Below are 25,479 nucleotides of genomic sequence, written 5' to 3'. Positions count from 1 at the left end.
GATGCGCGAAATGGGTATAGTCCTGTCTTTCACGCCGCAAAGCGCGGCCATGAAGAAACCTTCGAGAGGCTGTGGAACCGCCGCGGTGGTGATCTTCCCCGGCGTCCGCTACGAGCGGGAACAAGCGGGCGCGGCTGCGCCGCAAGGCAAAACACCTTTGTTGCCCGTGGAATTACCGCCCGCGCCGAAGCATTGAAGGGCGCGGCTAAAGCTCCTTCAGTTCGCAGGAGCTTTGCCGGAGAAACTGCGAGACCGCGGGCCGCCAGCTTTCATCGGGAACGAAGGCGCGCAGCACAATGACGCCTTCGCCGATCGGGGTTTCAACGAAGATGGAGCCGTCGAGGTCGTCCGGCAGTTGCCGCCGCACCTCCAGCATCTGGGCGGGAGTGAGGGCGACGGCGTCGAGCGTGGCGTTGGTCGCGCTGTGGTCGTTGAAGCTGTAGATATTATGGCCGTTGCGATCATAGATCGAGACCGACCAGAATGGGGCCTTGCCGGGAGCCTTGAGCTGAACCATGCCTTCGCGGAGGTCGAACCGGCAGGCGACGGCGAGGAACAGCGGATCGACGGATTTCACCACGGGCTGACCGCCGGTTTCCGCCTCAAGCGGCGTCATGCGATAGAGGTCCGAAGCCATGGCGAGGCGCGACCATGCATCGCGTTCGGACAGTTCCGGCACCAGCATCAACACCAGAATGTGGATGATGCCCGCACCCACAAGCCCGACCAGAACGGCATATAGAAGATTACGCATCGCAGCCGCTCCTGACGATGCGCGGCAGTTCGATGCCGGACAGACCCGTGCTGCTGGCGATCGGTGTGTCGTAGAAAGTGAGCACGAAATACATGGCTCCGCTTCCCGCCGTCAGAAGCCAGTTGCCGGGAGCCGGGTGTCTGGACGCTGTGATGCGCACGGAATTGTCCGGTTCTCTCACCACCTGGTAGGATTGCAGCGCAGCCGGGCGGGATTTGCCTGTCTTGATGACATCGAGTGACCGGTCCGCCGCATAAAGCGTCCAGAACCGGGCGATCGGGAGATGACCCTCAAGGCGGTAGGTGCATTCCTTCGTCAGCGGTCTTCCGCCCGAATCGTGTTCGGCCACGAAGGCGAGCCCTTCGGCGCGACCAAGGGCGAGAACCCCCTCACGCGCCACGCGGGCATTGGTGTAGGGATCCGCTTGCGGGGTGCCGATATCGGGAAAGGCGGTCCATGAACCGACGCCAATTGCGCCTGCGCCCTTCTGGACATGCAGGGCATACCACACGCTGGCCGCACCGCCGCCAATGGCGATGACCAGCGCGATCAGCGTCAGCATGGCTCTTTTCAGCATCAGCGGCCCCGATGAATAGTCGAGGCGCAGTTACCGCGAGCGGCGTCCGCGTGGCAAGTTGTCTGAAGCTTCACAGCGAAGACACCGTCTCCGGTTCGGCATCCGGCTGGAGGACGGGGGCCGACAGGAACTGCTTGTTCATCTGTCGCAGGAGCTGCGTGCTGCGGCTGGACAGGACCGGCGGACGTTCGGAGGCTGCGCGGTCGGCTTCCGCCTGCGCGGCAGCCCTGGCTGCCTCCTCGGCCTTGGCGGCGACGGTTGCATCGACAAACGGATTGGCGATGCCGGGGATCGGCTTTAGGTCGATGTTCTGATGAGCGTAGGCCATCAGACGCTGCCAGACCATGGCCGGCAGCGAACCGCCGGTCATGTTGCGGGTAGGGCTGTAATCGTCATTGCCGATCCAGACCGCGGCCGTGTAATTGCCGGTGAAGCCGACATACCAGGCGTCGCGATAGGACTGGCTGGTGCCCGTCTTGCCGCCCGAGACGATGCCCGGCAGGGCGGCGCGGCGCGCCGTGCCGATGACGGGCACCTGAACCAGCATCGTGTTCATGTAGGAAACGGCCTGTTCCGACAGAACGCGATGAGGCGGCGCAGCATCCTTGGCGAAATCATAGATGACGTCGCCCGTATGAGTGACGAGCTGGGTGACGCCGTGCCGCGTGCCGACCATGCCGTCCTGCGGGAAGACACTGTAGCCTGTGGCCTGATCCATGACGGTCATGCCCGAGGTGCCGAGAACCATGGTCTTGTGCGATTCCAGCACCGATTCGACGCCCATCGCCTCAGCCAGTTCCTTGATCGGCTTGATGCCGAGATTGTCCTTGGCGAGGCGCACAGGCACGGTGTTGATCGACTTGACCAGCGCCGTGGTCAGCGTCATGCGGCCGGCCGAAGCGCCGTTGTAGTTGCCGGGATGCCAGTTGCCCCAGCTTACCGGAGCGCCCGAAACGATGGTTTCCGGTGTAAAGCCGTGTTCGACGGCCGCGGCATAGACATAGACCTTGAAGGAGGAGCCGGGCTGGCGAAGCGCCTTGGTGGCGCGGTTGAACTGGCTGGCGCCATAGTCGCGGCCGCCGACGATGGCGCGGACCGCGCCGTTGGTCTCGATGACCACGATTGCGCCCTGCGAGGCGTTGTACTCCTTGCCATGCTGGCGAAGGTGAAATTCCAGCGATTCCTCGGCTGCCTGCTGGATGTTGGGATCGAAGGCGGTATGGGCGACCAGCGAATGCTGGCGCGAATTCGCGGCGAACTTGCGCACCTCCTCGAAAGCCCAGTCGAGATAATAATCCGGGCTTTTGCGGTCACCCCGATCCACCACATCCGCTGGATGCCTGCGGGCCTGCAACACCTGTCCCTCGGTCATGAAGCCGCTGTCGACGAGATTGGACAACACGACGTTGGCGCGGGCGCGAGCCGCCGGCAGGTTGACGTGCGGGGCGTATTTGCTGGGCGCCTTGAACAGGCCGGCCATCATCGCCGCTTCGGGCAGAGTAAGATCACGTACGCTCTTGCCGAAATAGAAGTCGGCCGCCGCTTCAATGCCGAAGGTGCCGCCGCCCATATAGGAGCGGTCGAGATAGAGCTGGAGAATCTCCTTCTTGGAGAGGTTGGCCTCCAGCCACAGGGCCAGGAACGCCTCCTTGATTTTGCGCTCCAGCGTGCGTTCATTTGACAGGAACAGGTTCTTGGCCAACTGCTGGGTGAGGCTGGAGCCCCCCTGCACGACCGAATTGGCGCGCACATTCTCGGTCATGGCGCGCACGAGCCCCAGAGCGTCGATGCCGTAGTGCTCGAAGAAGCGGCGATCTTCCGTGGCGAGAACCGCCTTGATGACGTGATCGGGCATCTGGTCCACCGGCACGGAATCGCGCTGGATGAGGCCGCGCTGGCCGATCTCGTTGCCGTAGCGGTCGAGGAAGGTGACGGCGAAATCGTCCTGCGCCCGCCAGTCTCCCGAGGTTTCCTGGAAGGCCGGCATGGCGAGCGCCAGCATCACCACCGCCCCTCCCGCGCCCAGCGTGAAGCCCTCGCTCAGCAGTTCAATGACACCGCGCCGCCAGCCCTTGACGCGGAAGCGGCGGAAGAAGATCGTCGCGGCTTCCCAGAACTCACGGAATTTGAAGCCGACTTCGTAGAGAGTGGAATCGAGCCAGGCGTCGATCGCCAGCAGGAAGGCGGCGATCCGGCCACGTTTCTTCTTCGGCTCCAAGGGACTGACCATCTACAAGCTGCCCGGCTGTATTGGGCGCCGGAAACACTCCGTCAGAAACCGCCCACATATTCCTTTTCCCCCATCCGCAAATGGCCGGCAAGAGGGATTCTCAATCAAAGCGCGTGCGGCCGAAATAAGTTAAAATTCCTAGGAATTAATTCTTGACACCGTAACGCTGCTCTGATAGTGTTCAGTTATCGTCAAAAAAGTGTGACTGGCGCAGGCCGGTTCACAAGGAAGCGGCCGGAACCGGGCGCTTGGCGATCCAATCAATCACAATTCCCGTTTGCTCATGTTTGGATGAGGCGAGGACCATGCCGGAAGCTGCGGCAGGGCGGATGGCCCGTTTGCACGCGTTGCGCATACTGGCCGAAGGCGGGCATGCGACGATCGAGCGACTGGCGATGGCCAGTGGACGATCGGTCGCTTCCCTTCGGCGTCTGGCGCGGGACGAAGGCTGGAAGCTGGTCGAGGCCGGCCCGCTGGATGTCTCGGCGCGTATACGCAAGGCGGCCGGCATGGTCCTTGGCAAGGTGGAGGAATTGGGAAAGGCAGCAGAAAACGGCGGTAATATCGACAAGGGCGCCATCGACGGGCTGATCGCGATGATCCGCGGGCTCGAGAAAATCGGCGAGATCATGCGGCCGGAAGAAGCCGCCAGGGAAAACCACATCAGGGATAATGAGGACCTTGCCGAGACGCTGCGACGGATCGAGGAACGTATCGTCGAGCTTGCGGGCGAACTCGCAACTCGAATGGTTGAGGAAAAATCTGCGGCCGCAGGAGGCGCGCAAGGCGGTGCATGAATGGCTCATCCGGGGGCGGGCCAACCAGATTCAGCTCGGGCGCGATCCGGCTGGATGGCTGGTGATGGGCGGTCGCGGCTCGGGAAAGACCCGTCTCGGCGCTGAATGGGTGATCGCGCTGGCGCGCGGATTGCCGCCTTTCGCACGGCCCGGCAACCGGCATGGGCTGATCGCTCTCGTGGGCGAGACGCTGGGTGACGTGCGTGAGGTGATGATCGATGGCGCTTCAGGCATCGCCAGCGTGGCCCGGGGCGACCGGCCCCGCTATGAGGCGTCCCGGCGGCGGCTTCTGTGGCCAAGCGGTGCGGTGGCGCAGGTGTTTTCCTCCGAAGACCCCGAAAGTCTGCGAGGCCCGCAATTTGCTGCGGCCTGGTGCGATGAGCTGGCCAAATGGAAGAATGCCGAGGCCACTTATGACATGCTGCAATTCGGCCTGAGGCTTGGTGAAAGGCCACGCCAGCTCATCACCACCACGCCGCGCCCGACACCATTGATGAAGCGGCTGTTGGCCGATCCTTCCATGATGCTGACGAAGCTTGGCACCCATGAGAATGTCGCCAATCTCGCGCCGGGTTTCATCGAGGCGATCGAGCGGCGCTATGCGGGCACACGGCTTGGGCGGCAGGAACTGGGCGGCGAACTGATCGAGGATCGCGAGGACGCGCTCTGGTCGCGCTCCATGCTGGAGCAGGCGGCGGCGAGCGCCGTGGCGGCGGAGTTGCAGCGGATCGTGGTGGCGGTCGACCCGCCGGCCAGTTCGCGCCGCACTTCGGATGCTTGCGGCATCGTTGCGGCAGGGCTGGATGCGCAAGGTTTCGCGGTTGTTCTGGCCGACGAGACCGTGCGGGCGGCCAAACCGCAGCAATGGGCGCAGAAGGCGATCGGCCTGTTCCACAGGCTTCAGGCGGATTGTCTTGTGGTGGAGGTCAATCAGGGAGGCGAGATGGCGACGGCCGTGTTGCACACGGTTGACCCCGCCGTTCCGGTGAAGCCGGTACGGGCGAGCCGTGGAAAATGGCTGCGGGCCGAGCCGGTGGCCGCGCTCTACCAGCAGGGCAGGGTGCGCCATGCCGGCCGCTTTCCCGAACTGGAAGACGAAATGTGCGATTTCGGCCCGGACGGTTTGCCCGGCGGCCGGTCGCCCGACCGCATGGATGCGCTGGTCTGGGCGATCACCGAATTGACGTCAGGTCGGGGTTCGGCCCCGCGTATTCGCGATCTTCTTTAAACGACAGGATTTGCAATGGCTTGGAAATGGCCCTGGCCCCGAAGCGCGGGGGATGGCGGCGCGCGCCTGGAAACCAAGGAAGCGGCGGGTTCCGGCTTCATCGCCTTTCATGCGCAAGGCGAGGCGAACTGGTCGCGGCGCGACTATGCGACGCTGGCCCGCGAAGGCTTCATGCGCAACCCGATCGTACATAGGGCGGTGCGGCTGATCGCTGAGGCGGCCGCGAGCATCCCATGGCTTCTTTACGAAGGCAGCAGCGAGATCGAAGCGCATCCGCTGCTCGATCTTCTGGAACGGCCAAACCAGCGGCAGGCGGGCGCGACTTTTCTGGAGGCGCTCTATGGGCATCTGCTGCTTGCCGGAAACGCCTATGTCGAACTTGTCGAGGCCGGTGCGCAGACGCGCGAACTGCATCTGCTGCGCCCCGACCGGGTGACGGTGGTTACGGACGCAGCCGGCTGGCCCGTGGCGCTGGACCACCGGGAAGGAAGCACGAGACGGAGGGTGCCGCTCGATGCCGGCGGAGCGGTGCATCTGACGCTTTTTCATCCGCTGGAGGATCACTACGGCTTTCCGCCGCTGGAAGCCGCGCTGATGGCGCTCGACACGCACAATGCTGCCGGGCGCTGGAACAAGGCCCTGCTCGACAATTCGGCCAGGCCTTCGGGCGCGCTGGTTTATGCGCCGAAGGAAGGCGGCAACCTGACCGACGAGCAGTTCGACCGGCTTAAAGCCGAACTGGAACAGGGCTATTCGGGCGCAACCCGCGCCGGCCGGCCGCTTCTGCTGGAAGGCGGGCTCGACTGGAAGGCGATGGGCCTGACGCCGCGCGACATGGATTTCGTGGAGGCCAAGCATTCGGCCAGCCGCGACATCGCGCTGGCCTTCGGTGTGCCGCCCATGCTGCTCGGCATTCCGGGCGACAACACTTATGCAAACTATCAGGAAGCGAACCGCGCCTTCTACCGGTTGACCGTGCTGCCGCTGCTGGCGCGCACGGCCAGGGACCTGTCGGCCTGGATGAGGCCGGCCTTCGGAGAGGGCCTGAGGCTCTGGTACGACGCGGATCGTGTCGATGGCCTGACCAGCGACCGCGATGCGCTGTGGACGCGTCTGGAAGCCGCTTCCTTCCTGAGCGACGACGAGAAACGCGAGGCTGTGGGCTATCAGCCGCGCCGCGCTGATGAAGGAGACCGGTCATGACCGATATGTCGCAGGGAAGCTGGCTGTGGGCAGCCAAGGGCGTTGGCGCGATCGCGGGATCGGCGGCCTCGCTTGTCTATATCCTGCCCCAGGGACGCCGTGAGGCGGCGTCGCGCTTCATCGTCGGGGTGATGTGCGGCGTTGTTTTCGGCGGGACGGCAGGTTTGAAGGTCGCGACCGATCTCGGCATCGAGGAGCGAATCGGCTCCTCCGAGATGGTGCTGATGGGATCGGCGCTGGCCAGCCTGTGCGCCTGGTGGGCGCTGGGCTTCGTCCTGAAGCTTCTTGGACAGTATCGCCCCGATCGTCCACGCGGTGACAGCGAAGAGGGGAACGGCCATGAACGCTGACCCTGTCGCGCCCGGATTCGAACGAAAATTCGCGAACCTCATTGTCGACCGGATCGAGGCGAACGGGACTTTCGCCGGTTATGCCAGCGTGTTCGGGATGGTCGATCTCGGCAAGGATGTGGTCGAGCCGGGCACATTCGCGAAGTCGCTGCGCCGGCGAAAGGCCTCCGGCATCCGAATGCTCTACCAGCATGATGCGGCGCAGCCGATCGGCGTGTGGACCGAAATCCGGGAGGACAGGCGCGGCCTGTTCGTGCGGGGCCGGCTTACGCCGGGCGTGCAGCGTGCCGATGAAGTGCTGGCGCTGTTGCGCAGCGGCGCGCTGGACGGGCTGTCCATCGGCTTCAAGGCGGTGCGCACGCGACGCCATCAGCCAAGCGGCGTCCGCCACATCATCGAGGCCGATCTGTGGGAAATCTCGGTCGTGACCTTTCCCATGCAGCCGGCGGCCCGTGTCGAGACCGTCAAGGCAGAGCGCCGCAAGCAACCCGCCGACGACGAAGCCGGTGTGCGTCAGCTCACCAGAGAAATCCGTCACGCAATCAGCATCATCAACCCGAAAGGACGTTCTCTATGAATGCATCGCAGCCTGCCCAGCCGCTCGAAACCAAATCGATGAGCGGTGATCATCTGGACCTGAAGGACGCCTTCGGCGAGTTCATGTCCACCTTCGAGGCTTTCAGGGAAAGCAATGACGGAAAGCTTGCCGAGATGGAGCGCCGGATGGACGCTGACGTGCTCACCACCGAGAAGGTGGACCGCATCTCGCGGGCGCTCGACGAACAGAAGCGCGCTATCGATCAGCTGGCCCTGAAGCGGGCGCGGCCGGTTCTGGACCGGGAGCAGGCGATCCTGCCCTCCGAACACAAACAGGCCTTCGACGCCTATATGCGCAGCGGCGATGACCGCCATCTGCGCGCGCTCGACACCAAGGCCATGTCCTACGGTTCGGGGCAGGATGGCGGCTATCTGGTGCCACCGGAAACGGAGGTTGAAATCGGCAAGCGGCTTGCCGCCATCTCGCCGATCCGCGCCATCGCCTCAGTGCGTCAGGTGTCGTCGGCCGTACTGAAGAAGCCCTTCGCGGTGAACGGCCCGGCGGTCGGCTGGGTGGCCGAGACAGCGGCGCGCCCGCAGACCAATACGGCGATGCTGGCCGAGTTGCAGTTCCCGACCATGGAACTGTACGCCATGCCGGCTGCGACCGCGACGCTGCTGGAGGATTCCATCGTCGATCTCGACCAGTGGATTTCGGCCGAGGTGGAGGCCGCGTTCGCCGAACAGGAAGGGGCGGCCTTCGTGTCCGGCGACGGCGTGAACAAGCCGAAGGGCTTTCTCGACTACACGATGGTGGAGGAGGATTCCTGGGCGTGGGGTTCCATGGGCTACAAGGCGACCGGCGTGGCGGGCGATTTCCCGGCCAGTGACGAGTCCGACATCCTGATCGACACGGTCTATGCGCTGAAGGCGGGATATCGCCAGAACGCGCATTGGGTGATGAACCGCAAGACGCAGGCCGCGATCCGCAAGCTGAAGGACGGCGACGGCAACTACATCTGGCAGCCGCCGGCCGGCCCCGGCCAGAACGCCATGCTGATGGGCTTCCCGTTGGTGGAGGCCGAGGACATGCCCGACATCGCCACCGATACGACGCCGATCGCCTTCGGTGATTTCGGGCGCGGCTATCTGGTGGTCGACCGGGCGGGTGTGCGCGTCCTGCGCGATCCCTACTCCGCCAAACCCTACGTGCTGTTCTACACCACCAAGCGCGTGGGCGGCGGTGTGCAGGATTTCGACGCTATCAAGCTGGTCAAGTTCGGCGTCTCTTAAGCGGCGCTTTACGCTGCTCAAGCCTGCCGATGCGGCCCCGGATTCCTCCTCCGGGGCCGCTTTTTGTCTCCATCATAAGGCGATTGCATGACGCTGATCAGAACCGTGGAGCCATCCGCCGAGCCGGTGACGCTGGCGCAAGCGAAGGCGCATCTACGCATTGACCATTCCAGCGAGGACGAATTGCTTTCGGGCCTCATTCGCGCGGCGCGCGAGGAGGTGGAGCGGGCCGCTGGCCTGGCGCTCATCCAACAAAGCTGGCGGCTGGTGCTGGACACATGGCCGCGCAATGGCGTGGTGACGATCCCGCTGCACCCCGTGCGCGAAATCCTCTCGGTGACGGCTTATGGACGGGACGGCGAGGTATCGCTGGTCGATCCGACCAGCTATCGGGCCGATACCATCTCGCGCCCGGCGCGCATCGCCTTCGGCGCTGCGCCGACGGCCCTGCGGGCCATGAACGGCATCGAGATCGATTTTGCGGCCGGCTTCGGCGAGGCGGGGACTGACGTGCCCGACCTGTTGTTCAGGGCGATGCTGCTTCTCGTGGCGCATTGGTATGAGTTCCGCACCGCCTTTGGCCCGAAGGATCAGCCGGTCGGATATCCGGCCGGATACGACCGGCTGATCGCGCCGTTCCGGACAAGGAGGCTTTGAATGCTGGCCTCCTTCATCAATCCGGGTGCGCTGCGCACAGAGCTGGCGCTCGAAAAGGTCGAGGCTGCGCCGGACGGCATGGGCGGATTTTCCGAGCAGTGGAGCGAGGTGGCGACCGTTTTCGCGCATATCGAGCCGCTGGCGGCCGAAAGCCGCTTCGGCGCCGACAGGAGTTTGGAAACGGTGACGCATCGCATCACCCTGCGCAAGCGTGAGGGTGTCGCCGGCGGTATGCGCTTTCACCGCGGCGGACGTATTTTCCAGATCGTGACCGTGCACGATCCTGACGAAACCGGCCGCTATCTGGTCTGCCGGGCGAGGGAGGGCGCGCCATGAATGTGAGCATCGCCCTGACCCTCGACGGGTTGCTGCGCGCCCTGCGCTGGAAAGGTCATGAACTGGTGGAGCAGATAGAATTTCGCAGGCCTGAGCAGGCACGCAACGCGGATCAGATGAAGGAGGTACGCGATGACCGCAGCCTGCGCTGATTTGCAGAAGGTCATGTTCGAGACGCTGACGGGGAATGCGGTGCTCGTCGCCTTGCTGGGCGGCGGGCGCATTTTCGACCGCGCGCCGACCGATGCGGCGTTTCCCTATGTCACTTTCGGCCGGACGAGCGTGTTCGACTGGAGCACCTCGACCGAAAGCGGTCTCGAACATCTGGTGACGCTTCATGTCTGGTCGAAGGCGAAGGGCAGGAAGGAAGCCTTCGCCATTGTCGACGCCGTGAGGGCGGCGCTGGAAACGCCGCTGACGATCGACAACCAGCATCTGGTGAATTTCCGCTTCGAATCCGCGGATGTAATCTTCGATGACGACATTTCCGTCCATCACGGCCTGCTGCATATGCGCGCCGTGACCGAGGATGCCGTCTGATCCTTCCACTTCATTGCAATCAGGGAGACCGACATGGTCGCACAGAAGGGCAAGGACCTTCTTCTCAAGATCGATTCCGATGGGCAGGGGGCCTTCGTCACCGTCGCCGGCTTGCGCACCAAGCGCATCGCCTTCAACAGCGAGACTGTCGACGTGACCGACGCGGATTCGACCGGGCGCTGGCGCGAACTTCTGGCCGGCTGCGGTGTGCAGCGCGCGGCCGTCAGTGGCTCCGGGATTTTCAAGGACGCGCAGTCCGATGCGCTGATGCGGCAATGCTTCTTTGCCGGCGACATCGTCGGCTGGCAGCTCGGCGTTCCGGATTTCGGGGTGATTTCCGGACCGTTCCAGATCACCTCGCTTGAATATACCGGCGCGCATGACGGTGAGGTCACGTTCGAGATGGCGCTGGAATCGGCCGGGTCAATCAGCTTTGCGGTGACGCCATGAACGCCAATCGCAGGCGCGGCGAAATCGCAGCGGAACTGGACGGCAGGCATTTCCGGCTGTGCCTGACGTTGGGTGCGCTGGCCGAACTGGAAGCCGCATTCGCCGCCGACGACCTCGGTAAGCTGGTGGAGCGCTTTTCAAATGGCAAGCTTTCGGCGCTCGACATGATCCGCGTCATCGGGGCCGGGCTGCGCGGCGCGGGCGAGGCGATCAGCGACGAGGAGATCGGGCGCATGAGCGCGCCGGGCGGCATGGCGGGATTCGCCGCTATCGTGAGCGATCTGCTGATCACGACATTCGGGGGCTCCCCCGGGGGCGAGCAGTCGCCACGCCCTTGAGCGCCGCAGCGGGCACGACAGCCTTTCCCTGGGATGAGGTGATGGCGACCGGCCTTGGCCTGCTGCGGCTTTCCCCGAAGGATTTCTGGGCGATGACGCCGATCGAGTTCGAGCGCGCGGCACGGCCGTTTTCGCAGCCCCGGCAAGCCGCTCCGGCGCGGGCCGAACTGACGGAACTGATGCGTGCATTTCCCGATCAATGACACAGGAGGCTGATCTTGGCACAAGACATGACCGTGGCCATCAAGGCGGATGTCGCGCCGTTCCAGATGGCGCTCGCCAATCTGGAAAAACTGTCTGACGGCTTCGGCGCCAATCTGGCCGGAGCCATGAAGCAGGCCGTGGTGGGCGGCAAGGAACTGGACGACGTGCTGCGCAAGCTAGCGCTCAATCTTGCCGGCATGGCTCTCTCGCAAGGGCTAAAGCCGCTGCAATCGCTGGCGGGATCGCTGTTTTCGGGTTTGCTCGGCGGTTTGGGCGGTGCGCTCCCCTTCGCCAAGGGCGGCGTGGTGCCCTTCGCATCCGGCGGTGTGGTGTCGTCGCCGACCTATTTCCCGATGGGCGGACAGATCGGCCTGATGGGCGAGGCGGGCAGCGAGGCGATCCTGCCGCTGAAGCGCGGTCCCGACGGCAGTCTCGGTGTCGCCGCCGGCGGGGGAAGCGCGCCGGTCAATGTCGTCTTCAACGTGAGCGCACAGGACGCCGCCTCCTTCCGCAAATCTGAAGCGCAGATCACTGGCATGTTGGCGCGTGCCGTGTCGCGCGGAACACGAACCTTCTGAGGTGATGCGTGTCCGAACTCGCAAGCTTTCATGATGTGCTGTTTCCGCTCGCCGTATCCTTTGGCGCGACGGGCGGGCCGGAGCGGCGCAACGAGATCGTGGCGCTGACTTCCGGCCGGGAAAAGCGCAACGCACGCTTCGCCCATTCGCGCCGGCACTATGATGCCGGCACCGGCCTGCGCTCGCTGGAAGACCTGCACGAGGTGCTGGCTTTCTTCGAGGCCCGGCGCGGTTCGCTGCACGGCTTCCGTTTCCGCGATCCGTTCGACATGAAATCCTGCCCGCCAGGCGCGTCTCCTGTGGCTCTGGACCAGATACTGGGAACCGGCGACGGCACGACGCATCGTTTCGCGCTGGTCAAGACCTATGGCAACGGCCCTGACGCATATCGGCGGCCAATCGAAAAGCCGGTGGCCGGCACATTGCGGATCGCGGTGGGCGGGACGGAAATTCCGGCGGCGGATTTCAGCTTCAATGGGGCGACCGGGGAGGTGGTGTTCGCCTCGGGCAAGACGCCCGGAGGCGGGCAGGCGGTGACGGCGGGCTATGAATTCGACGTGCCGGTGCGGTTCGACACGGATCGGCTGTCGATGAGCCTTCGGGCCTTCAAGGCCGGCCAGATTCCTTCCATCCCCCTGATCGAGGTGCAGCCATGACCGCCTATCCGCAGGAACTGCTCGACCATTTCGGGCAGGACGTGACCAGCGTTTGCCATTGCTGGCGGCTGACGCGCAGGGACGGAATCTTGTTCGGCTTCACCGATCATGATCGCGAGCTGACCGTTGACGGGATGACGTTCGAACCGGAGACCGGACTGAGCGCCAGCGAGGCGCGGCAATCTCTGGGACTTTCGGTGGACACCGTCGATGTCGAAGGCGCGTTGTCATCGAACAGTATCAGCGATGAGGACATCGCTGCGGGCCTCTATGATGGGGCGGTGGTCGAGACGTTTCTGGTCAACTGGCGAAAGCCCGAGGACTACGCGCTGATCGGCAAGGCGACGGTGGGCAAGATCACGCGCACGGACGGGCGCTTCCTGGCCGAATTGGAAAGTCTCCTGCATCAGTTGGACAAACCCAATGGACGCCATGTAGCACGCAAATGCGATGCCGAAGTCGGTGACGTGCGCTGTGGGGTCAATCTTGGCCAGCCTGCCTTCAACGGCGTGGGCATGGTCGACGCCATCGAGGGGCCGGATATGGTCCGTGTTTCGGGGCTCGGAGGCATTGATACCGGCTGGTTTTCGTTTGGCGCGCTGACATGGACAGGCGGGGCGCGGCAGGGACGAAGCGAGAGGGTGGTGGATCACCGAAGCGACGGCGCATCTGCTGTCCTGACGCTGCAAGTCGGCGCCGGACCGGTGATCGGCGCGGGAGACGGTTTCACCATCGTGGCCGGTTGCGATCATTCATTTGCGACCTGCAAGGCGAAATTCGCAAATTCGCTGAACTTCCGTGGCTTTCCGCATCTGCCCGGAAATGACGTGGCTTATGCCTACGTTTCCGAGGGTGGCGTCTTCGACGGCGGCCCGGTGACGCCATGATGGAAGCCGAGAATGTCGTGATCGAAACGCTGTCATGGATCGGGACGCCATATCGACGCCAGGCGAGCGCCAAAGGTGTCGGATGCGACTGCCTCGGACTGGTTCGGGGCGTATGGCGTGCGCTCTACCACAATGAACTGCCTGCGCCGCAGGATTACGCCCCAGACTGGAGTTGCAGCGATGCGAAGGAAGCGCTGCTTGCCGGTGCTTGTCGACATTTCCAGTCCTGCGATACCGGCGCACCTTTGCGCGGGCGGCTGCTGATCTTCCGCTGGAGGCCGCATCTGCCGGCGCGGCACGCAGGCATTGCGGTCGCAGAAGATCACTTCGTGCATGCCTATGACGGCGGCGGCGGGGTCGTGCGATCCTTCCTTGTTCCGCAATGGCGCCGGCGCATCGCCGGCGTTTTCGCTTTTCCTGACAACTGACCAACGCCGGAGCGTTTCATGGCGACCATCCTGCTGCAGGCGGCCGGAGCCTATCTGGGCGGCTTCCTCGGAACATTCGGCGGTGCGATCGGGACCGCGGTTGGCGCGGTGGCGGGCTATGCGATCGATCGCGCGCTGATCAGCGGCACGCAGCGGATCGAGGGACCGAGACTGGCGAATGCAAGACCGTTCAGCGCCGAGGAAGGCGCATCCATACCGCGCCTGTACGGTACGGCGAGATTGGGCGGGACGCTGATATGGGCGACGCGTTTCGAGGAGCGCCGCTCTACCCGGCGACAGGGCAAGACGGGACCGAAGGTCACCGAATATTCCTATTTCGCCAACGCCGCGTTTCTGCTGTGCGAGGGCGAAATCGCCGGCGTCAGGCGTATCTGGGCGGACGGGCAGGAGATTGATCGCGAGACGCTTGAGTTCCGTGTCTACACCGGCGGCGAGGACCAGCAGCCGGATCCGTTGATCGAGGCGCGGCAGGGGACGGGCAACGCCCCCGCCTACAGAGGTTCGGCCTACGTGGTCATCGAGCAGATGGACCTGAGCCCTTTCGGCAATCGTATTCCGCAACTGCAATTTGAGGTGATCCGCCCGGTCGGCAAGGTGCACACGGGCGTAAGGGCGGTTGCGCTGATCCCCGGCGCGACGGAATACGGGCTTTCCACGACACCCGTGACAAGCCGCAAGCGGCCCGGTGAAGAGGCCTATGTGAACCGCAATGTGTTGTTTGCGGGCACCGATATCCAGGCTTCGCTGGGCGAATTGCAGCAGACCTGCCCGAACCTGAAACATGTGGCGCTGGTCGTCGCCTGGTTCGGCGACGATCTGCGCGCCGGCCAGTGCCGGATCAGGCCGATGACGACCACCGGCCTCGATGGAGGCTTCTCGAAAGAGTGGCGGGTATCGGGAATTTCACGACAGGCCGCCCCCGCTGTTTCGAAACATGACGACGGGCCAGCCTATGGCGGAACGCCCTCGGACGGGAGTGTCATGGAGGCTATCGCCGAGATAAGGGCGCGTGGCCTCGAGGTTACGCTCAATCCCTTCATCATGATGGACGTGCCCGCCGGCAACGGGCTTCCGGACCCCTATGGCGGGGCGAACCAGCCAGCTTATCCATGGCGCGGGCGCATTACCTGCCATCCGGGGCCACTACAGCTTGATTCGGCCGACCGCACGGCTCTGTCGAGAGCGCAGGTTGCCACATTCTGCGGCTCGGCCCAGAGGAACCAATTCTCCCCTTCCGGAGACACGATTTCGTTCAGTGGCGGAGCGGACTGGGGCTACAGGCGTTTCATCCTCCATTATGCGCATCTCGCGGCAAGGGCAGGAGGGGTCGACGCCTTCCTGCTGGGCAGTGAATTGCGCGGTCTCACGACGCTTCGCGATCAGGCCGACGCGTTTCCCTTCGTGGAACAGCTTGGCGCGCTCGCAACCGATGTGCGCATGGTGGTCGGTCCGTCGACGCGGATCAGCTATGGAGCAGACTGGAGCGAATATTTCGGCCACCACCCGGCCGATGGTTCGGGCGATGTCTTCTTCCATCTCGATCCGTTATGGGCGCACCCCGCCATCGACGCCGTGGGGATCGACAATTACATGCCGCTGTCGGACTGGCGGGACGCGGATTACGCAGGTGGCAACCCTGACGGCTTTGCCGGTCCCTATGATTTGAGAGGCCTGCAGGCTGGCGTCGCCAGCGGCGAGGGCTTTGACTGGTATTATCCCGATGCTGCGGCAAGAGAGGCGCGTGCGCGGGAGCCGATCGCCGATGGCGCGCACAACAAACCATGGGTTTTCCGCTACAAGGACATCCTGTCCTGGTGGTCCAGTCCGCACTACGACCGTGTGGGGGGTGTCGAGAAACCTGTGCCGACCGCCTGGGCACCCATGAGCAAGCCGATCTGGTTTACGGAACTGGGCTGCCCCGCTGTCGACAAGGGGCCGAACCAGCCGAATGCATTCCCGGACCCGAAATCTGCCGAGAGCACCACTCCCTACTTCTCGAACAAGGGGCGATCCGATCTGGCGCAGATGCGGTTTCTTGAGGCCCACATGTCGCACTGGGATCCGTCTTCCGGGGATTTTGACGAGCCGGGAAATCCGCTCTCGCCTGTCTACGCCGGTCGGATGGTCGATCATGAGCGGAGCTACCTGTGGGCCTGGGACGCGCGCCCGTTCCCCGCGTTTCCGCAGCGTGTCGACCTTTGGTCGGATGGCGAGCACTGGAGCCGCGGCCATTGGCTGAACGGGCGATTGAGCAATCCTGACGTAGCTGCACTGGTCGCCGCAATCCTGCGGGATCATGGCTATCATGACGCAATTGTCGGTGAGGTCGATGGTTGCGTGAGCGGCTACGTCATCGCCGACCCGACGACAGCGCGGGCAGCACTTGAGCCGCTGATGGACCTGTTCGACCTGAGCGCGCATGAAGCCTGGGGAAAGCTGATCATCGAACGCGCGGGCGCCGGGAAAAGGCCGGCGCTTTCCATCGATGAACTTGTCGTTGACGACAGCGCGCCAACGCTGGAGGCGGTCCGCGAGGCTGACCATGAATTGCCTGTAGAAGCATTGCTCAGCTTTGTCGATCCTGCGAACGATTATCAGGTCGCCACGGTCAGGCGCGCCCGTGGCGGCGTAACCGGCAGCAGGCAGCAAGCCATCTATTTCCCCGGCGTACTGGAAGCAGGACAAGCAGGGGCTCTGCTCGATGATTGGCTCAGGCGCGTGTGGCGTCAGCGCGAGGCGGTTTCTTTCGCCGTGCCTCAGCCCAACGCGGATATCTTGCCGGGCGCGGTGGTCCGATTGCCGTTTTCCGATTTCCCGTCGGATTATCTCGTAACCGGCATAGAGGATGGCGTCACGCGCAGGGTGGAGGCGCGCCAGATTTACGCCGCCGTTCCTTCTCCATGGCGGGAAGCCGTTCTTCCCGGCGTGCCGCAGATATCCGTCGTCGCGGGCCAGCCACATGTATTGTTCCTTGATTTGCCCGCAGGCGCTGGCGGAACCGGCGCGACGGAACAGTTTCGTGTTGCGGTCTGGCAAAAGCCCTGGCGCAGCCAGACAGTATTTGCCTCTCCCGAAGGGGAGGGGTTCGCTTATCGGCAGCTTGTTCCAAGACCCGCTTCATTGGGACGCCTGCTTGAACCATTGCCACCGGGGTTTGAAGGCCGGCTCGCACATGGCAGTTCGATCATGGTCGAATTGTTCGACGCCGATGTGCAAAGCGTAAGCCTGCTTCAGATGCTCAATGGAGCCAACTCGGCGGCGGTCAAATCGGCTTCTGGCGCCTGGGAGGTCATGCAGTTCAGACAGGCTGAGCAGGTGGCTTCGCAAACATGGCGTCTGTCTTTTCTGCTTCGGGGGCAGTTGGGTACCGGTGACGCCATGGCGGCCGGCGCGCCTGCCGGTTCCGATTTCGTGATTCTCGACGAAGCGGTGGTTCCGACAGGCCTTCAACCGGCGGAAGTCGGCCTCGAACTCAATTGGCAGGTCGGCCCGACGGCGATGGATGTTTCCGATCTCCACTTCATAACGGAGCGGCATATCGGTGGATTGCGGTCACAGGTTCCGCTTTCTCCGGTGCATCTGAAAGCGAAGCGCGTGGGAGACGATGTGCGGCTTTCGTGGATCCGCCGTGGCCGGCTGGACGCGGATAGCTGGGAAGCGCCCGATATTCCCGTGGGCGAGGAGCGCGAAGAATATCGTATCGAGATTGCCGATCCCACCGGCCAGGTCGTGCGCACCGAAACGGTGACCGAGCAAGGCTGGCTGTATGCGCAGGCCCTGATCGCCACGGATTTCGCAACGCTGCCTGAAACCATCGGTCTGACGGTGCGCCAGGCGGGCGGGCCGACCGGGTGGGGGCTGCCCGGTGTATCGCGCCTGAGCATCATTTGAATCAACCGACATGTGAAAGGAACAGCCAATGAAAGCGATCAAACCCTGGTATTTTTCCCGAACCATATGGGCGTCGATCATAACGGTCGTGACAGGTGCGGCCGGTGTGGCCGGTCTGCCTGTCGAGGCAACCCATGGCGCTCTGCTTACCGACACGCTGCTACAAGGCGTAAGCGCAATCTCGGGCCTGATCGCCATTCTTGGCAGGTTGTCTGCAAAGGACAGGATAGGTTAGGATTGACATGTAGCGCCTCCGGCGAGGCTTGGTTCTTGTGTGCAAATGCCTGTTGGGGGGATATGCGCGATGCGTTCAGCATTCATTTCACGTTCAGCCATGGCAGGTTAGAACGGCGACCATGGAAAAGTTTCGAAACACGATCCGGTCGACGATGTTGGCGTTTTGCGCCGGCGCACTACTCGCGCCGCCCGCTGTCGCCGCCGATTGCTATTCGATCGGACAGCAGGTTGCCGCGCAGAACGGTGGAACGCTGGCAAAAGCTTCCGAAGCCAACAGGGGCGGGCAGGCGGTGTGCGTCATCGTCGTGCTGGTTCCGGGCAGAGATGGCGAACGGCCCCGCCGAACCGAGGTCGTGGTGCCGAAGGGCTGAAATGCGTCTCGTTTCAATGACGCCGGAATCGCTCTATATCTGACAGCAATTGGGCCGACTGGCCGCTACGGCAGGATCGTTTTCATGCGTGTGCTCGTCGTCGAGGATGACAAGGATCTCAACAGGCAGATTTCCGACGCCCTGATCGATGCCGGATATGTGGTCGACAAGGCCTATGACGGTGAGGAAGGCCATTTTCTCGGTGATACCGAACCCTACGACGCCGTCATACTGGATATCGGTCTGCCGCAGATGGACGGCATCAGCGTGGTCGAGCGCTGGCGTCGCGACGGACGCAAGATGCCGGTGCTTATGCTGACCGCCCGTGATCGCTGGAGCGACAAGGTGGCCGGCATAGATGCAGGCGCGGACGATTACGTGGCCAAACCATTCCATATCGAGGAGGTTCTGGCACGGCTGCGCGCGCTCATCCGCCGGGCCGCGGGCCACGCTTCGTCGGAACTCGTTTGCGGCCCGCTGCGGCTCGATACGAAATCTTCCAAGGCGGATGTCGACGGGGTTCCGCTCAAGCTGACATCGCTCGAGTTCCGGCTTCTCGCCTATCTCATGCACCACATGAACGAGGTCGTATCCCGCACCGAACTGGTGGAACATCTCTACGATCAGGATTTTGATCGCGATTCCAATACTATAGAAGTGTTCGTGGGACGTTTGCGCAAGAAGCTCGGCGTCGATCTGATCGAAACCGTGCGCGGCATGGGTTATCGCATTCGTGAGCCGGAGGCTTGAACTCGCAGAAGTTGCCCGCACTTCCTGCATCGAAACCTGCCAGACGGTTTGGCCGGATCGGCCGGGTGCGGCTTTGGCCCCGATCTCTGACCTTTCGCGTCATTGCCTTCTCGACCATGTGGGCAATACTGGCGCAGGTCGTTGTTTTTACCCTTATTACAACCCTTTACAGGCAGGCGAGCGAACGCGGCTTCGACAGCCTGCTTTCCGCGCATCTTTTCAATCTGATCGGCTCCGTCGGCGTTTCCGACGACGGCAGGCTCACAGGCGCGCCCGACCTCGGCGACCTGCGCTTTTCCGAGCCACGATCCGGCTGGTACTGGTCGGTGGAGCCTGCTTCTCCAGGCGTGACCGGTGGTTTGCGCTCTTCGTCCATGACGGGAGCAATTCCGTCGCCGAGCGCCGCTGACGCGCCTTTCAACACCGAATTCCAGCGCAGCTATGTTGCCAAGGGCCTTGCCGGGGAAGAACTGGCGGTATTTGAAAGCGAGTTCGTGCTCGACACCGGTAACCAGATCGCCCGGTTCCGCGTGATGGGCAATGAAAGCGAGCTGGAGAATGAAATCGCGACATTCCAGCGTCGTCTGCTCATTTATCTTTCGCTGTTCGGCTTTGGCATGATCGCGATCAATGCCGTTGCCATTCTGTATGGCCTCCAGCCGTTGCGGCGCGTGCGCGCGGCGCTTGCGATGGTGCGGGAGGGAACGGCGCAGCGCCTGGATGGCCGTTTTCCCGCTGAAATCGAGCCGCTCGCCAACGAAACCAACGCGCTCATTGAAAATAATCGCCGTATCGTGGAGCGCTCACGTACGCAGGTCGGCAATCTCGCACATTCGCTGAAGACGCCGCTGGCTGTGTTGCTTAATGAAGGTCGCGCACTGGGCGGAGCGAAGGGAAAGCTGATCGCGGAGCAGGCGTCATCGATGCAGCAGCAGGTGGAGCACTACTTGCAGCGCGCGCGCGTCGCAGCGCAGCGTGACAGCGTGGTTTACCGCACGCCTGTCAAAACGCTCGTGGAACGGCTGGCGAGAGTGATCGGCAAACTGAACCCGAATACAAAACTGTTGGTTGAATTGCCGGAGGACGACATCGTGTTCGCCGGTGAGCGCGAAGACCTTGAGGAAATGCTTGGCAATCTGCTCGAGAACGCGATGAAATGGGCCCGGAGCAAGGTGTCCATATCTGTGGCCTCCCTTCCCGAATCGGAGGGCGAGCCGGACAGTTTCGAGATCAGCATCGAGGATGATGGCCCCGGTATTCCGGAGGACAAGGCGCGCGACGCTTTGAAGCGCGGCCGTCGACTGGACGAAAGCAAGCCGGGAACGGGCCTTGGGCTGGCAATAGTCACCGATTTGGTCAATGAATATGGCGGAAAGCTGCGTCTGGAGCGAGGCCGGCTGGGGGGGCTGAAAGCGGTTGTCCAGTTGCGGAGGATCGAATGAGAGGCGCGGGGCGACGCGACCTGAATTTGGTCAAATTAAACATGTTAGCGCTGGCCATAGCCGGAAAAGCCTGCGATGCAGGTTTGTGTGGGCGTCGGTTGTCCGAAAACAGGATTCCATTTCGGTTCGATGCTCCAGGGTGCAGGGGATGAAATGAGCGTTCGTCTGGTTCTCGTGGCTGGATCTCTGATGCTGGCGGGTTGCGGCACGACCGGCATGGGCAGGGGCGGAGCAGGCGTGAGCGGCCAGCCGGGCTCTGTGCCTTCCACGGTCATTTCCGCGATGGGCGGAGGCCTCGTCAGCGGCTCCATCGGTTCGGGCCTTTCCGGCAGCGAAAGGCGCAGTGGTCTGGAAGCGGAATACAAGGCGCTTGAATATACACCGAGCGGACAGACGGTGACCTGGAAAGGCAATCAGCCCAGCCGGTATGGCGAAGTTGTCGCCGCGCAACCCTATCGCGTGGGCTCGCAGGATTGCCGCCAATATACGCACACCGTCTATACTGGCGGAACCGGCGTGAGCGCGCGGGGAACTGCCTGTCGAAATGCGGATGGAAGCTGGACCCCCCTTACCTGACATGTGCGTCCACGTCTCCTCGACGGTTCTTCACGAAGAATCGTCAAAGGGTCGCAGGCTCGCCATGTTGGCAGCGCATGGCCCTGAGGCTATTTAGACAACATGTTGTTCTGGGTGATTGCCGCTGTCTTGACCTTGGGCGCGAGTCTGGCGGTTCTGCTGCCTCTCGCGACGCGACCCAAATCCGAAAATTCGGACACGGCGCATGATCTCGAAGTCTATCGCGATCAATTGTCCGAGCTTGATCGCGATCTTGCCCGCGGATTGATCCAGCCCTCCGAAGCCGAACAGGCGCGCGCCGAGATCGGGCGGCGTATTTTGCGCCTTTCCGCTGCGCCGCAAGAAAAGACAGGCGTTGAAAAATCTTTCAGCCTGCGCCTCATCCCGGTGATCGCCGTCCTTGCCGTGCCCCTGATCAGCTGGGGCGTGTATGCGCGCCTCGGCTCTCCCGACATTCCATCGCAGCCGCTCGGCGAGCGGCTTGCCAGGAATCCGGCAGACAGTACTGTCGACGAACTCGTCGCGCGCGCCGAGTCGCATCTGGCTGCAAATCCATCCGACGGCAGGGGCTGGGAAGTTCTCGCTCCCATCTATATGCGCATGCAGCGCTTCTCGGATTCGGCGCGAGCCTATGACAACGCCATCACGTTGCTTGGCTCGAATGCGGACCGGCAGTCCGGACTTGGCGAGGCGATGGTCAATGTCGCCGGTGGCAGGATCGCCGAAGATGCGCGCGCCGCGTTTCAGGCGGCTCTCAGACATGATCCCTCCAATGCAAGGGCGCGGTTCTTCCTTGCCATGGCGTCCGCGCAGGATGGGCGCATGGAAGAGGCCGTTGCCGACTGGACGCGCATGCGCGATGATCTTCCGGAAGGCTCACCATGGCGCGGCGCAGCCGAACAGGCGCTGGTGCAGGCCGGCCAGGAAACGACTGAGCGCGGCCCTGGACAGGAAGAGGTCGAGGCAGCCGCTTCGATGTCGGCTGAAGAACGCGCCGACATGATTGCCGGTATGGTCGAGCGGCTTGACGAACGCCTGCGCGAAAACCCGAAGGACGCGGAAGGCTGGACCCAGCTCATCCGGTCGCATCTGGTTCTGGGCGATGCAGACAAGGCGCGCGATGCGCTCACCCGGGCAATCGAGGCGCTCGGCGCGGACAGTGAGCAGGCACGGGCGCTTATCGCCTTTGCAGCATCGAACGGCCTCACCATGACGGAACAGGTGCAATGACCCGCAAGCAGAAACGGCTAGCTGTCATTTTCGGAGGATTGGCGTTCCTCGGGGCAGCGACTGCGCTGACTTTCGTCGCCCTGGGCCAGAAGGCGTCCTACTTCTATATGCCGGGAGACGTGGTCACCGCGAATTTGCAGCCCGGCCAGCGTATCCGTCTCGGTGGGATCGTGGAAAAAGACTCCATCGTTCGTGAGCAGGACGCGACCGTCACTTTTGGGGTGACCGATACGGATGAAACCGTGAAGGTTACGTACAAGGGCATCCTGCCGGACCTGTTTCGCGAGGAGCAGGGCGTCATCACCGAAGGTTCCTTCGGCCCGGATGGCGGCTTTGTCGCAGACAGCGTTCTGGCCAAGCACGACGAAAACTACATGCCCAGGGAAGTTGCGGACAGCCTCAAGGAAAAGGGCCTGTGGCAACACAATGAATAGGCGGAGCCATGGTTGAGATCGGTCACTTCGCTCTCGTTCTGGCGCTGGCTCTGGGGCTGGTGCAGATGACGGTTCCGCTGATCGGCGCGCGGCTTCGCGATGAGCGCATGATGGCTGTCGCGGGACCGGTCACGCTGGCCGGTTTCGCCTTCACGGCGTTGTCCTTCGCCATATTGACCATGGCCTATGCCCAGTCTGACTTTTCACTCCAGAATGTCTGGGAGAATTCCCACTCGCTGAAACCGGTGCTCTACAAGGTCACCGGGGTGTGGGGAAACCATGAAGGCTCCATGCTGCTGTGGGTGCTGATCCTGGCCTTCTTCGGGGCGCTTGTGGCCATCTTCGGCAACAACTTGCCGACAACGCTGAGGGCGACCGTTCTGGCGGTGCAAGGTTCGATCGGCGTCGCCTTCTTCCTCTTCATCCTGATCACCTCTAATCCGTTCACGCGCCTTTCTCCTGCGCCGATCGAAGGCCGCGACCTCAACCCGATTCTCCAGGACATCGGTCTCGCCATCCATCCGCCGCTGCTGTATCTCGGCTATGTCGGCTTCTCCATCTCGTTCGCCTTCTCTGTCGCTGCGCTGATCGAGGGGCGCATCGACGCCGCATGGGCGCGCTGGGTGCGGCCGTGGACGCTGGTGGCCTGGGTCTTCCTCACCGGCGGCATCGCCATGGGATCATACTGGGCCTATTACGAACTGGGCTGGGGCGGTTTCTGGTTCTGGGATCCGGTGGAAAACGCCTCCTTCATGCCATGGCTGGCGGGCACCGCCCTGCTGCATTCAGCCATCGTCATGGAGAAGCGGTCCGCGCTGAAAATCTGGACGCTGCTCTTGGCGATCCTCACCTTTTCGCTGTCTTTGCTCGGCACCTTCCTCGTGCGCTCCGGCGTGCTCACCTCCGTTCACGCCTTCGCCACCGACCCGTCGCGCGGCGTCTTCATCCTCTGCATCCTGATGCTGTTCATCGGCGGCTCGCTGGCGCTGTTTGCACTGCGCGCCTCATCGCTGACGCAAGGCGGCCTGTTCCAGCCGATTTCGCGCGAAGGCGCGCTGGTGCTGAACAATCTCTTTCTGACGACCGCGACCGCGACCGTTTTTATCGGCACGCTCTATCCTCTGCTGATCGAGGCGATTTCCGGCGACAAGATTTCGGTCGGCCCGCCGTTCTTCAATCTCACCTTCATTCCGCTGATGGCGCCGTTGCTCCTCCTCGTGCCGTTCGGCCCACTTCTGGCTTGGAAGCGGGGTGATGTGATGGCGGTCGCCCAGCGGCTGATGTTCGCCTTCGCCGCCGCGCTTGTGGCGGCGCTTGTGACGGCTTTCCTGATTGACGGATCGTCTGCAATCGCGGCTTTCGGTGTCGGGCTCGGCATTTGGCTGGTGATCGGCTCGTTGACCGACCTTGCGGTCAAGGCCGGTCTTGGAAATGTGAAGCTCCCTGTCGCCTGGCGACGTTTCATCGGCCTGCCGCGCTCGGTTTTCGGCACGGCGCTCGCACATCTCGGACTTGGCCTGACCGTGCTGGGGCTGGTGGGCGCCATCTGCTTCGGCGCCGAAAGCGTGCTGACGATGAAGCCGGGGCAGATCACCGAACTTTCGGGCAAACGGGTGCGTTTCGATAATGTGGCGCCGGTCCAGGGTCCGAACTACAATGACGAGCGCGCGCATTTTTCGTTGCTCGGTCCGGCCGGACAGGTCAGGCGCGAAATCTGGTCGTCGCGCCGCTTCTATCCCGTACGCCAGATGAACACGACCGAGGCCGGCATCGCCATGCTCGGCTTCAGCCAGCTTTATGTCTCGATCGGCGAAACCACGGATAGCGGGCTTGTTGTGCGCCTGTGGTGGAAGCCGCTCGTAACGCTGATCTGGGGCGGCGGTCTGGTGATGATGGCCGGTGGAACGCTCTCGCTGCTCGACCGGCGGCTTCGGGTCGGCGCGCCGGCGCGCCGTTCCAGGAAAGGCGCGGCGAAACCGGCCGCGGAGGTCGCATGATCCGCCGCCTTGCCTTCGCGCTCATCTGTCTCAGCCTTTTGGCGGTCCCGGCTGCGCGCGCCGTGACGCCCGATGAGATGCTGGACGATCCAGCTCTGGAGCTGCGCGCGCGGGGCATCTCGGCCGGACTTCGCTGTCTGGTCTGCCAGAACCAGTCCATCGACGATTCCGACGCCGATCTGGCCCGCGATCTGCGCGTGCTTGTGCGCGAGCGAATCGAAGCCGGAGACACGGACCAACAGGTCACTGACTTCGTGGTTTCCCGCTATGGCGAGTTCGTTCTGCTGAAGCCGCGTCTCACTGCGCAGACCGTGTTGCTCTGGACCGCGCCGTTCGTGTTGCTGCTGGCAGGCGGCGCCTTCGTTTTCCTTGCGTCAAGGCGCAAGCGTCCGGCCGAGATCGCGAAGCTGACCGATGAAGAACGGACAGCTCTGGATGAACTGCTGAAGCGCGACCAGACTTCTCAACATTAACAAAGTTTCATCAA

The 25,479-nt window shown here is 63.2% G+C and carries 30 protein-coding genes; 27 read left to right on the top strand and 3 right to left on the bottom strand.

What is annotated here, in order from left to right; translation table 11 throughout:
- Window positions 1–205 precede the first annotated feature (205 nt).
- From ABID44_RS14815 to ABID44_RS14805, 3 genes are all read right to left on the bottom strand, one after another.
- Window positions 206–754 (bottom strand): DUF1254 domain-containing protein, encoded by a 549-nt coding sequence (locus tag ABID44_RS14815; protein WP_354152485.1) that lies wholly within the window; start codon window positions 752–754, stop codon window positions 206–208.
- Complete coding sequence (locus ABID44_RS14810; protein WP_354152484.1) at window positions 747–1,331, bottom strand: DUF1214 domain-containing protein; 585 nt, start codon at window positions 1,329–1,331, stop codon at window positions 747–749. The genes ABID44_RS14815 and ABID44_RS14810 overlap by 8 nt, the downstream gene beginning before the upstream one ends.
- Window positions 1,332–1,401: 70 nt before the next feature.
- Window positions 1,402–3,561 carry a transglycosylase domain-containing protein gene (locus tag ABID44_RS14805; protein WP_354152483.1) on the bottom strand — a complete coding sequence of 720 codons (2,160 nt, stop codon included), beginning with the start codon at window positions 3,559–3,561 and terminating at the stop codon, window positions 1,402–1,404.
- 329 nt (window positions 3,562–3,890) lie between these two features.
- Here ABID44_RS14805 and ABID44_RS14800 point away from each other — a divergent pair, with 329 nt between their 5' ends.
- The 27 genes from ABID44_RS14800 to ABID44_RS14670 all read left to right on the top strand — a co-directional run bounded on the left by ABID44_RS14800 (window position 3,891) and on the right by ABID44_RS14670 (window position 25,465).
- Window positions 3,891–4,358 (top strand): hypothetical protein, encoded by a 468-nt coding sequence (locus ABID44_RS14800; protein WP_354152482.1) that lies wholly within the window; start codon window positions 3,891–3,893, stop codon window positions 4,356–4,358.
- Window positions 4,285–5,586, top strand: coding sequence for a DNA-packaging protein (locus ABID44_RS14795; RefSeq protein WP_378226544.1), 1,302 nt, complete (start codon window positions 4,285–4,287; stop codon window positions 5,584–5,586). The genes ABID44_RS14800 and ABID44_RS14795 overlap by 74 nt, the downstream gene beginning before the upstream one ends.
- A gap of 15 nt (window positions 5,587–5,601) precedes the next feature.
- Window positions 5,602–6,789: a phage portal protein gene (locus ABID44_RS14790; RefSeq protein WP_354152481.1), complete on the top strand. Its 1,188-nt coding sequence runs from the start codon at window positions 5,602–5,604 to the stop codon at window positions 6,787–6,789.
- The gene (locus ABID44_RS14785) at window positions 6,786–7,139 is read left to right on the top strand and encodes a DUF6107 family protein (RefSeq protein WP_354152480.1); all 354 of its coding nucleotides are present in this window, start codon (window positions 6,786–6,788) and stop codon (window positions 7,137–7,139) included. Before ABID44_RS14790 ends, ABID44_RS14785 begins: the two co-directional genes overlap by 4 nt.
- Window positions 7,129–7,716 carry an HK97 family phage prohead protease gene (locus ABID44_RS14780; RefSeq protein ID WP_354152479.1) on the top strand — a complete coding sequence of 196 codons (588 nt, stop codon included), beginning with the start codon at window positions 7,129–7,131 and terminating at the stop codon, window positions 7,714–7,716. The genes ABID44_RS14785 and ABID44_RS14780 overlap by 11 nt, the downstream gene beginning before the upstream one ends.
- Window positions 7,713–8,969: a phage major capsid protein gene (locus ABID44_RS14775; RefSeq protein ID WP_354152478.1), complete on the top strand. Its 1,257-nt coding sequence runs from the start codon at window positions 7,713–7,715 to the stop codon at window positions 8,967–8,969. The genes ABID44_RS14780 and ABID44_RS14775 overlap by 4 nt, the downstream gene beginning before the upstream one ends.
- Before the next feature lie 87 nt (window positions 8,970–9,056).
- Entirely contained in the window at window positions 9,057–9,626 is a 570-nt protein-coding gene (locus ABID44_RS14770; protein WP_354152477.1) for a head-tail connector protein, read from the top strand.
- Window positions 9,627–9,962 carry a phage head closure protein gene (locus ABID44_RS14765; protein ID WP_354152476.1) on the top strand — a complete coding sequence of 112 codons (336 nt, stop codon included), beginning with the start codon at window positions 9,627–9,629 and terminating at the stop codon, window positions 9,960–9,962.
- On the top strand, window positions 9,959–10,114 hold the full coding sequence (locus ABID44_RS14760) for a hypothetical protein (RefSeq protein ID WP_354152475.1): 156 nt from the start codon (window positions 9,959–9,961) through the stop codon (window positions 10,112–10,114). Before ABID44_RS14765 ends, ABID44_RS14760 begins: the two co-directional genes overlap by 4 nt.
- On the top strand, window positions 10,095–10,502 hold the full coding sequence (locus tag ABID44_RS14755) for a DUF3168 domain-containing protein (RefSeq protein WP_354152474.1): 408 nt from the start codon (window positions 10,095–10,097) through the stop codon (window positions 10,500–10,502). The genes ABID44_RS14760 and ABID44_RS14755 overlap by 20 nt, the downstream gene beginning before the upstream one ends.
- A gap of 33 nt (window positions 10,503–10,535) precedes the next feature.
- Complete coding sequence (locus tag ABID44_RS14750) at window positions 10,536–10,952, top strand: phage major tail protein, TP901-1 family (protein ID WP_354152473.1); 417 nt, start codon at window positions 10,536–10,538, stop codon at window positions 10,950–10,952.
- On the top strand, window positions 10,949–11,290 hold the full coding sequence (locus tag ABID44_RS14745; protein WP_354152472.1) for a gene transfer agent family protein: 342 nt from the start codon (window positions 10,949–10,951) through the stop codon (window positions 11,288–11,290). Before ABID44_RS14750 ends, ABID44_RS14745 begins: the two co-directional genes overlap by 4 nt.
- Window positions 11,287–11,493 (top strand): rcc01693 family protein, encoded by a 207-nt coding sequence (locus tag ABID44_RS14740; protein ID WP_354152471.1) that lies wholly within the window; start codon window positions 11,287–11,289, stop codon window positions 11,491–11,493. The genes ABID44_RS14745 and ABID44_RS14740 overlap by 4 nt, the downstream gene beginning before the upstream one ends.
- 27 nt (window positions 11,494–11,520) lie before the next feature.
- The gene (locus ABID44_RS14735; RefSeq protein ID WP_378226551.1) at window positions 11,521–12,072 is read left to right on the top strand and encodes a phage tail tape measure protein; all 552 of its coding nucleotides are present in this window, start codon (window positions 11,521–11,523) and stop codon (window positions 12,070–12,072) included.
- 8 nt (window positions 12,073–12,080) lie between these two features.
- Window positions 12,081–12,728: a phage distal tail protein, Rcc01695 family gene (locus ABID44_RS14730; protein ID WP_354152470.1), complete on the top strand. Its 648-nt coding sequence runs from the start codon at window positions 12,081–12,083 to the stop codon at window positions 12,726–12,728.
- Window positions 12,725–13,615 carry a phage/gene transfer agent baseplate hub protein gene (locus tag ABID44_RS14725; RefSeq protein WP_354152469.1) on the top strand — a complete coding sequence of 297 codons (891 nt, stop codon included), beginning with the start codon at window positions 12,725–12,727 and terminating at the stop codon, window positions 13,613–13,615. The genes ABID44_RS14730 and ABID44_RS14725 overlap by 4 nt, the downstream gene beginning before the upstream one ends.
- Entirely contained in the window at window positions 13,612–14,043 is a 432-nt protein-coding gene (locus ABID44_RS14720; RefSeq protein WP_354152468.1) for a C40 family peptidase, read from the top strand. The genes ABID44_RS14725 and ABID44_RS14720 overlap by 4 nt, the downstream gene beginning before the upstream one ends.
- Before the next feature lie 18 nt (window positions 14,044–14,061).
- Window positions 14,062–17,955, top strand: a complete 3,894-nt coding sequence (locus ABID44_RS14715) for a baseplate multidomain protein megatron (RefSeq protein ID WP_354152467.1) — start codon at window positions 14,062–14,064, stop codon at window positions 17,953–17,955.
- 28 nt (window positions 17,956–17,983) lie between these two features.
- Window positions 17,984–18,190 carry a hypothetical protein gene (locus tag ABID44_RS14710; protein ID WP_354152466.1) on the top strand — a complete coding sequence of 69 codons (207 nt, stop codon included), beginning with the start codon at window positions 17,984–17,986 and terminating at the stop codon, window positions 18,188–18,190.
- A 121-nt stretch (window positions 18,191–18,311) separates the two neighbouring features.
- Window positions 18,312–18,563, top strand: a complete 252-nt coding sequence (locus ABID44_RS14705; protein WP_378226540.1) for a hypothetical protein — start codon at window positions 18,312–18,314, stop codon at window positions 18,561–18,563.
- 84 nt (window positions 18,564–18,647) lie between these two features.
- Window positions 18,648–19,313, top strand: coding sequence for a response regulator transcription factor (locus tag ABID44_RS14700; RefSeq protein ID WP_354152465.1), 666 nt, complete (start codon window positions 18,648–18,650; stop codon window positions 19,311–19,313).
- Between the two features lie 116 nt (window positions 19,314–19,429).
- Entirely contained in the window at window positions 19,430–20,755 is a 1,326-nt protein-coding gene (locus ABID44_RS14695) for an ATP-binding protein (protein WP_354152513.1), read from the top strand.
- Window positions 20,756–20,908: 153 nt separating this feature from the next.
- On the top strand, window positions 20,909–21,331 hold the full coding sequence (locus tag ABID44_RS14690) for an RT0821/Lpp0805 family surface protein (RefSeq protein ID WP_354152464.1): 423 nt from the start codon (window positions 20,909–20,911) through the stop codon (window positions 21,329–21,331).
- 102 nt (window positions 21,332–21,433) lie between these two features.
- Complete coding sequence (gene ccmI / locus ABID44_RS14685) at window positions 21,434–22,561, top strand: c-type cytochrome biogenesis protein CcmI (protein WP_354152463.1); 1,128 nt, start codon at window positions 21,434–21,436, stop codon at window positions 22,559–22,561.
- On the top strand, window positions 22,558–22,995 hold the full coding sequence (gene ccmE, locus ABID44_RS14680) for a cytochrome c maturation protein CcmE (protein WP_354152462.1): 438 nt from the start codon (window positions 22,558–22,560) through the stop codon (window positions 22,993–22,995). Before ccmI ends, ccmE begins: the two co-directional genes overlap by 4 nt.
- Before the next feature lie 8 nt (window positions 22,996–23,003).
- Window positions 23,004–24,992, top strand: a complete 1,989-nt coding sequence (locus ABID44_RS14675) for a heme lyase CcmF/NrfE family subunit (RefSeq protein ID WP_354152461.1) — start codon at window positions 23,004–23,006, stop codon at window positions 24,990–24,992.
- Window positions 24,989–25,465: a cytochrome c-type biogenesis protein gene (locus ABID44_RS14670; protein ID WP_354152460.1), complete on the top strand. Its 477-nt coding sequence runs from the start codon at window positions 24,989–24,991 to the stop codon at window positions 25,463–25,465. Before ABID44_RS14675 ends, ABID44_RS14670 begins: the two co-directional genes overlap by 4 nt.
- Window positions 25,466–25,479 lie beyond the last annotated feature (14 nt).

The organism is Aquamicrobium ahrensii (assembly GCF_040545755.1).
GTDB lineage: Bacteria > Pseudomonadota > Alphaproteobacteria > Rhizobiales > Rhizobiaceae > Mesorhizobium > Mesorhizobium ahrensii.
This window is presented reverse-complemented; position numbering and strand designations above follow the sequence as displayed.

Bases quoted from the DNA above. Each gene is read 5' to 3' on its own strand.
- ABID44_RS14815 (WP_354152485.1), bottom strand. From the start codon at position 754: ATGCGTAATCTTCTATATGCCGTTCTGGTCGGGCTTGTGGGTGCGGGC.
- ABID44_RS14810 (WP_354152484.1), bottom strand. From the start codon at position 1,331: ATGCTGAAAAGAGCCATGCTGACGCTGATCGCGCTGGTCATCGCCATT.
- ABID44_RS14805 (WP_354152483.1), bottom strand. From the start codon at position 3,561: ATGGTCAGTCCCTTGGAGCCGAAGAAGAAACGTGGCCGGATCGCCGCC.
- ABID44_RS14800 (WP_354152482.1), top strand. From the start codon at position 3,891: ATGGCCCGTTTGCACGCGTTGCGCATACTGGCCGAAGGCGGGCATGCG.
- ABID44_RS14790 (WP_354152481.1), top strand. From the start codon at position 5,602: ATGGCTTGGAAATGGCCCTGGCCCCGAAGCGCGGGGGATGGCGGCGCG.
- ABID44_RS14785 (WP_354152480.1), top strand. From the start codon at position 6,786: ATGACCGATATGTCGCAGGGAAGCTGGCTGTGGGCAGCCAAGGGCGTT.
- ABID44_RS14780 (WP_354152479.1), top strand. From the start codon at position 7,129: ATGAACGCTGACCCTGTCGCGCCCGGATTCGAACGAAAATTCGCGAAC.
- ABID44_RS14775 (WP_354152478.1), top strand. From the start codon at position 7,713: ATGAATGCATCGCAGCCTGCCCAGCCGCTCGAAACCAAATCGATGAGC.
- ABID44_RS14770 (WP_354152477.1), top strand. From the start codon at position 9,057: ATGACGCTGATCAGAACCGTGGAGCCATCCGCCGAGCCGGTGACGCTG.
- ABID44_RS14765 (WP_354152476.1), top strand. From the start codon at position 9,627: ATGCTGGCCTCCTTCATCAATCCGGGTGCGCTGCGCACAGAGCTGGCG.
- ABID44_RS14760 (WP_354152475.1), top strand. From the start codon at position 9,959: ATGAATGTGAGCATCGCCCTGACCCTCGACGGGTTGCTGCGCGCCCTG.
- ABID44_RS14755 (WP_354152474.1), top strand. From the start codon at position 10,095: ATGACCGCAGCCTGCGCTGATTTGCAGAAGGTCATGTTCGAGACGCTG.
- ABID44_RS14750 (WP_354152473.1), top strand. From the start codon at position 10,536: ATGGTCGCACAGAAGGGCAAGGACCTTCTTCTCAAGATCGATTCCGAT.
- ABID44_RS14745 (WP_354152472.1), top strand. From the start codon at position 10,949: ATGAACGCCAATCGCAGGCGCGGCGAAATCGCAGCGGAACTGGACGGC.
- ABID44_RS14735 (WP_378226551.1), top strand. From the start codon at position 11,521: ATGACCGTGGCCATCAAGGCGGATGTCGCGCCGTTCCAGATGGCGCTC.
- ABID44_RS14725 (WP_354152469.1), top strand. From the start codon at position 12,725: ATGACCGCCTATCCGCAGGAACTGCTCGACCATTTCGGGCAGGACGTG.
- ABID44_RS14720 (WP_354152468.1), top strand. From the start codon at position 13,612: ATGATGGAAGCCGAGAATGTCGTGATCGAAACGCTGTCATGGATCGGG.
- ABID44_RS14715 (WP_354152467.1), top strand. From the start codon at position 14,062: ATGGCGACCATCCTGCTGCAGGCGGCCGGAGCCTATCTGGGCGGCTTC.
- ABID44_RS14710 (WP_354152466.1), top strand. From the start codon at position 17,984: ATGAAAGCGATCAAACCCTGGTATTTTTCCCGAACCATATGGGCGTCG.
- ABID44_RS14705 (WP_378226540.1), top strand. From the start codon at position 18,312: ATGGAAAAGTTTCGAAACACGATCCGGTCGACGATGTTGGCGTTTTGC.
- ABID44_RS14700 (WP_354152465.1), top strand. From the start codon at position 18,648: ATGCGTGTGCTCGTCGTCGAGGATGACAAGGATCTCAACAGGCAGATT.
- ABID44_RS14695 (WP_354152513.1), top strand. From the start codon at position 19,430: ATGTGGGCAATACTGGCGCAGGTCGTTGTTTTTACCCTTATTACAACC.
- ABID44_RS14690 (WP_354152464.1), top strand. From the start codon at position 20,909: ATGAGCGTTCGTCTGGTTCTCGTGGCTGGATCTCTGATGCTGGCGGGT.
- ccmI (WP_354152463.1), top strand. From the start codon at position 21,434: ATGTTGTTCTGGGTGATTGCCGCTGTCTTGACCTTGGGCGCGAGTCTG.
- ccmE (WP_354152462.1), top strand. From the start codon at position 22,558: ATGACCCGCAAGCAGAAACGGCTAGCTGTCATTTTCGGAGGATTGGCG.
- ABID44_RS14675 (WP_354152461.1), top strand. From the start codon at position 23,004: ATGGTTGAGATCGGTCACTTCGCTCTCGTTCTGGCGCTGGCTCTGGGG.
- ABID44_RS14670 (WP_354152460.1), top strand. From the start codon at position 24,989: ATGATCCGCCGCCTTGCCTTCGCGCTCATCTGTCTCAGCCTTTTGGCG.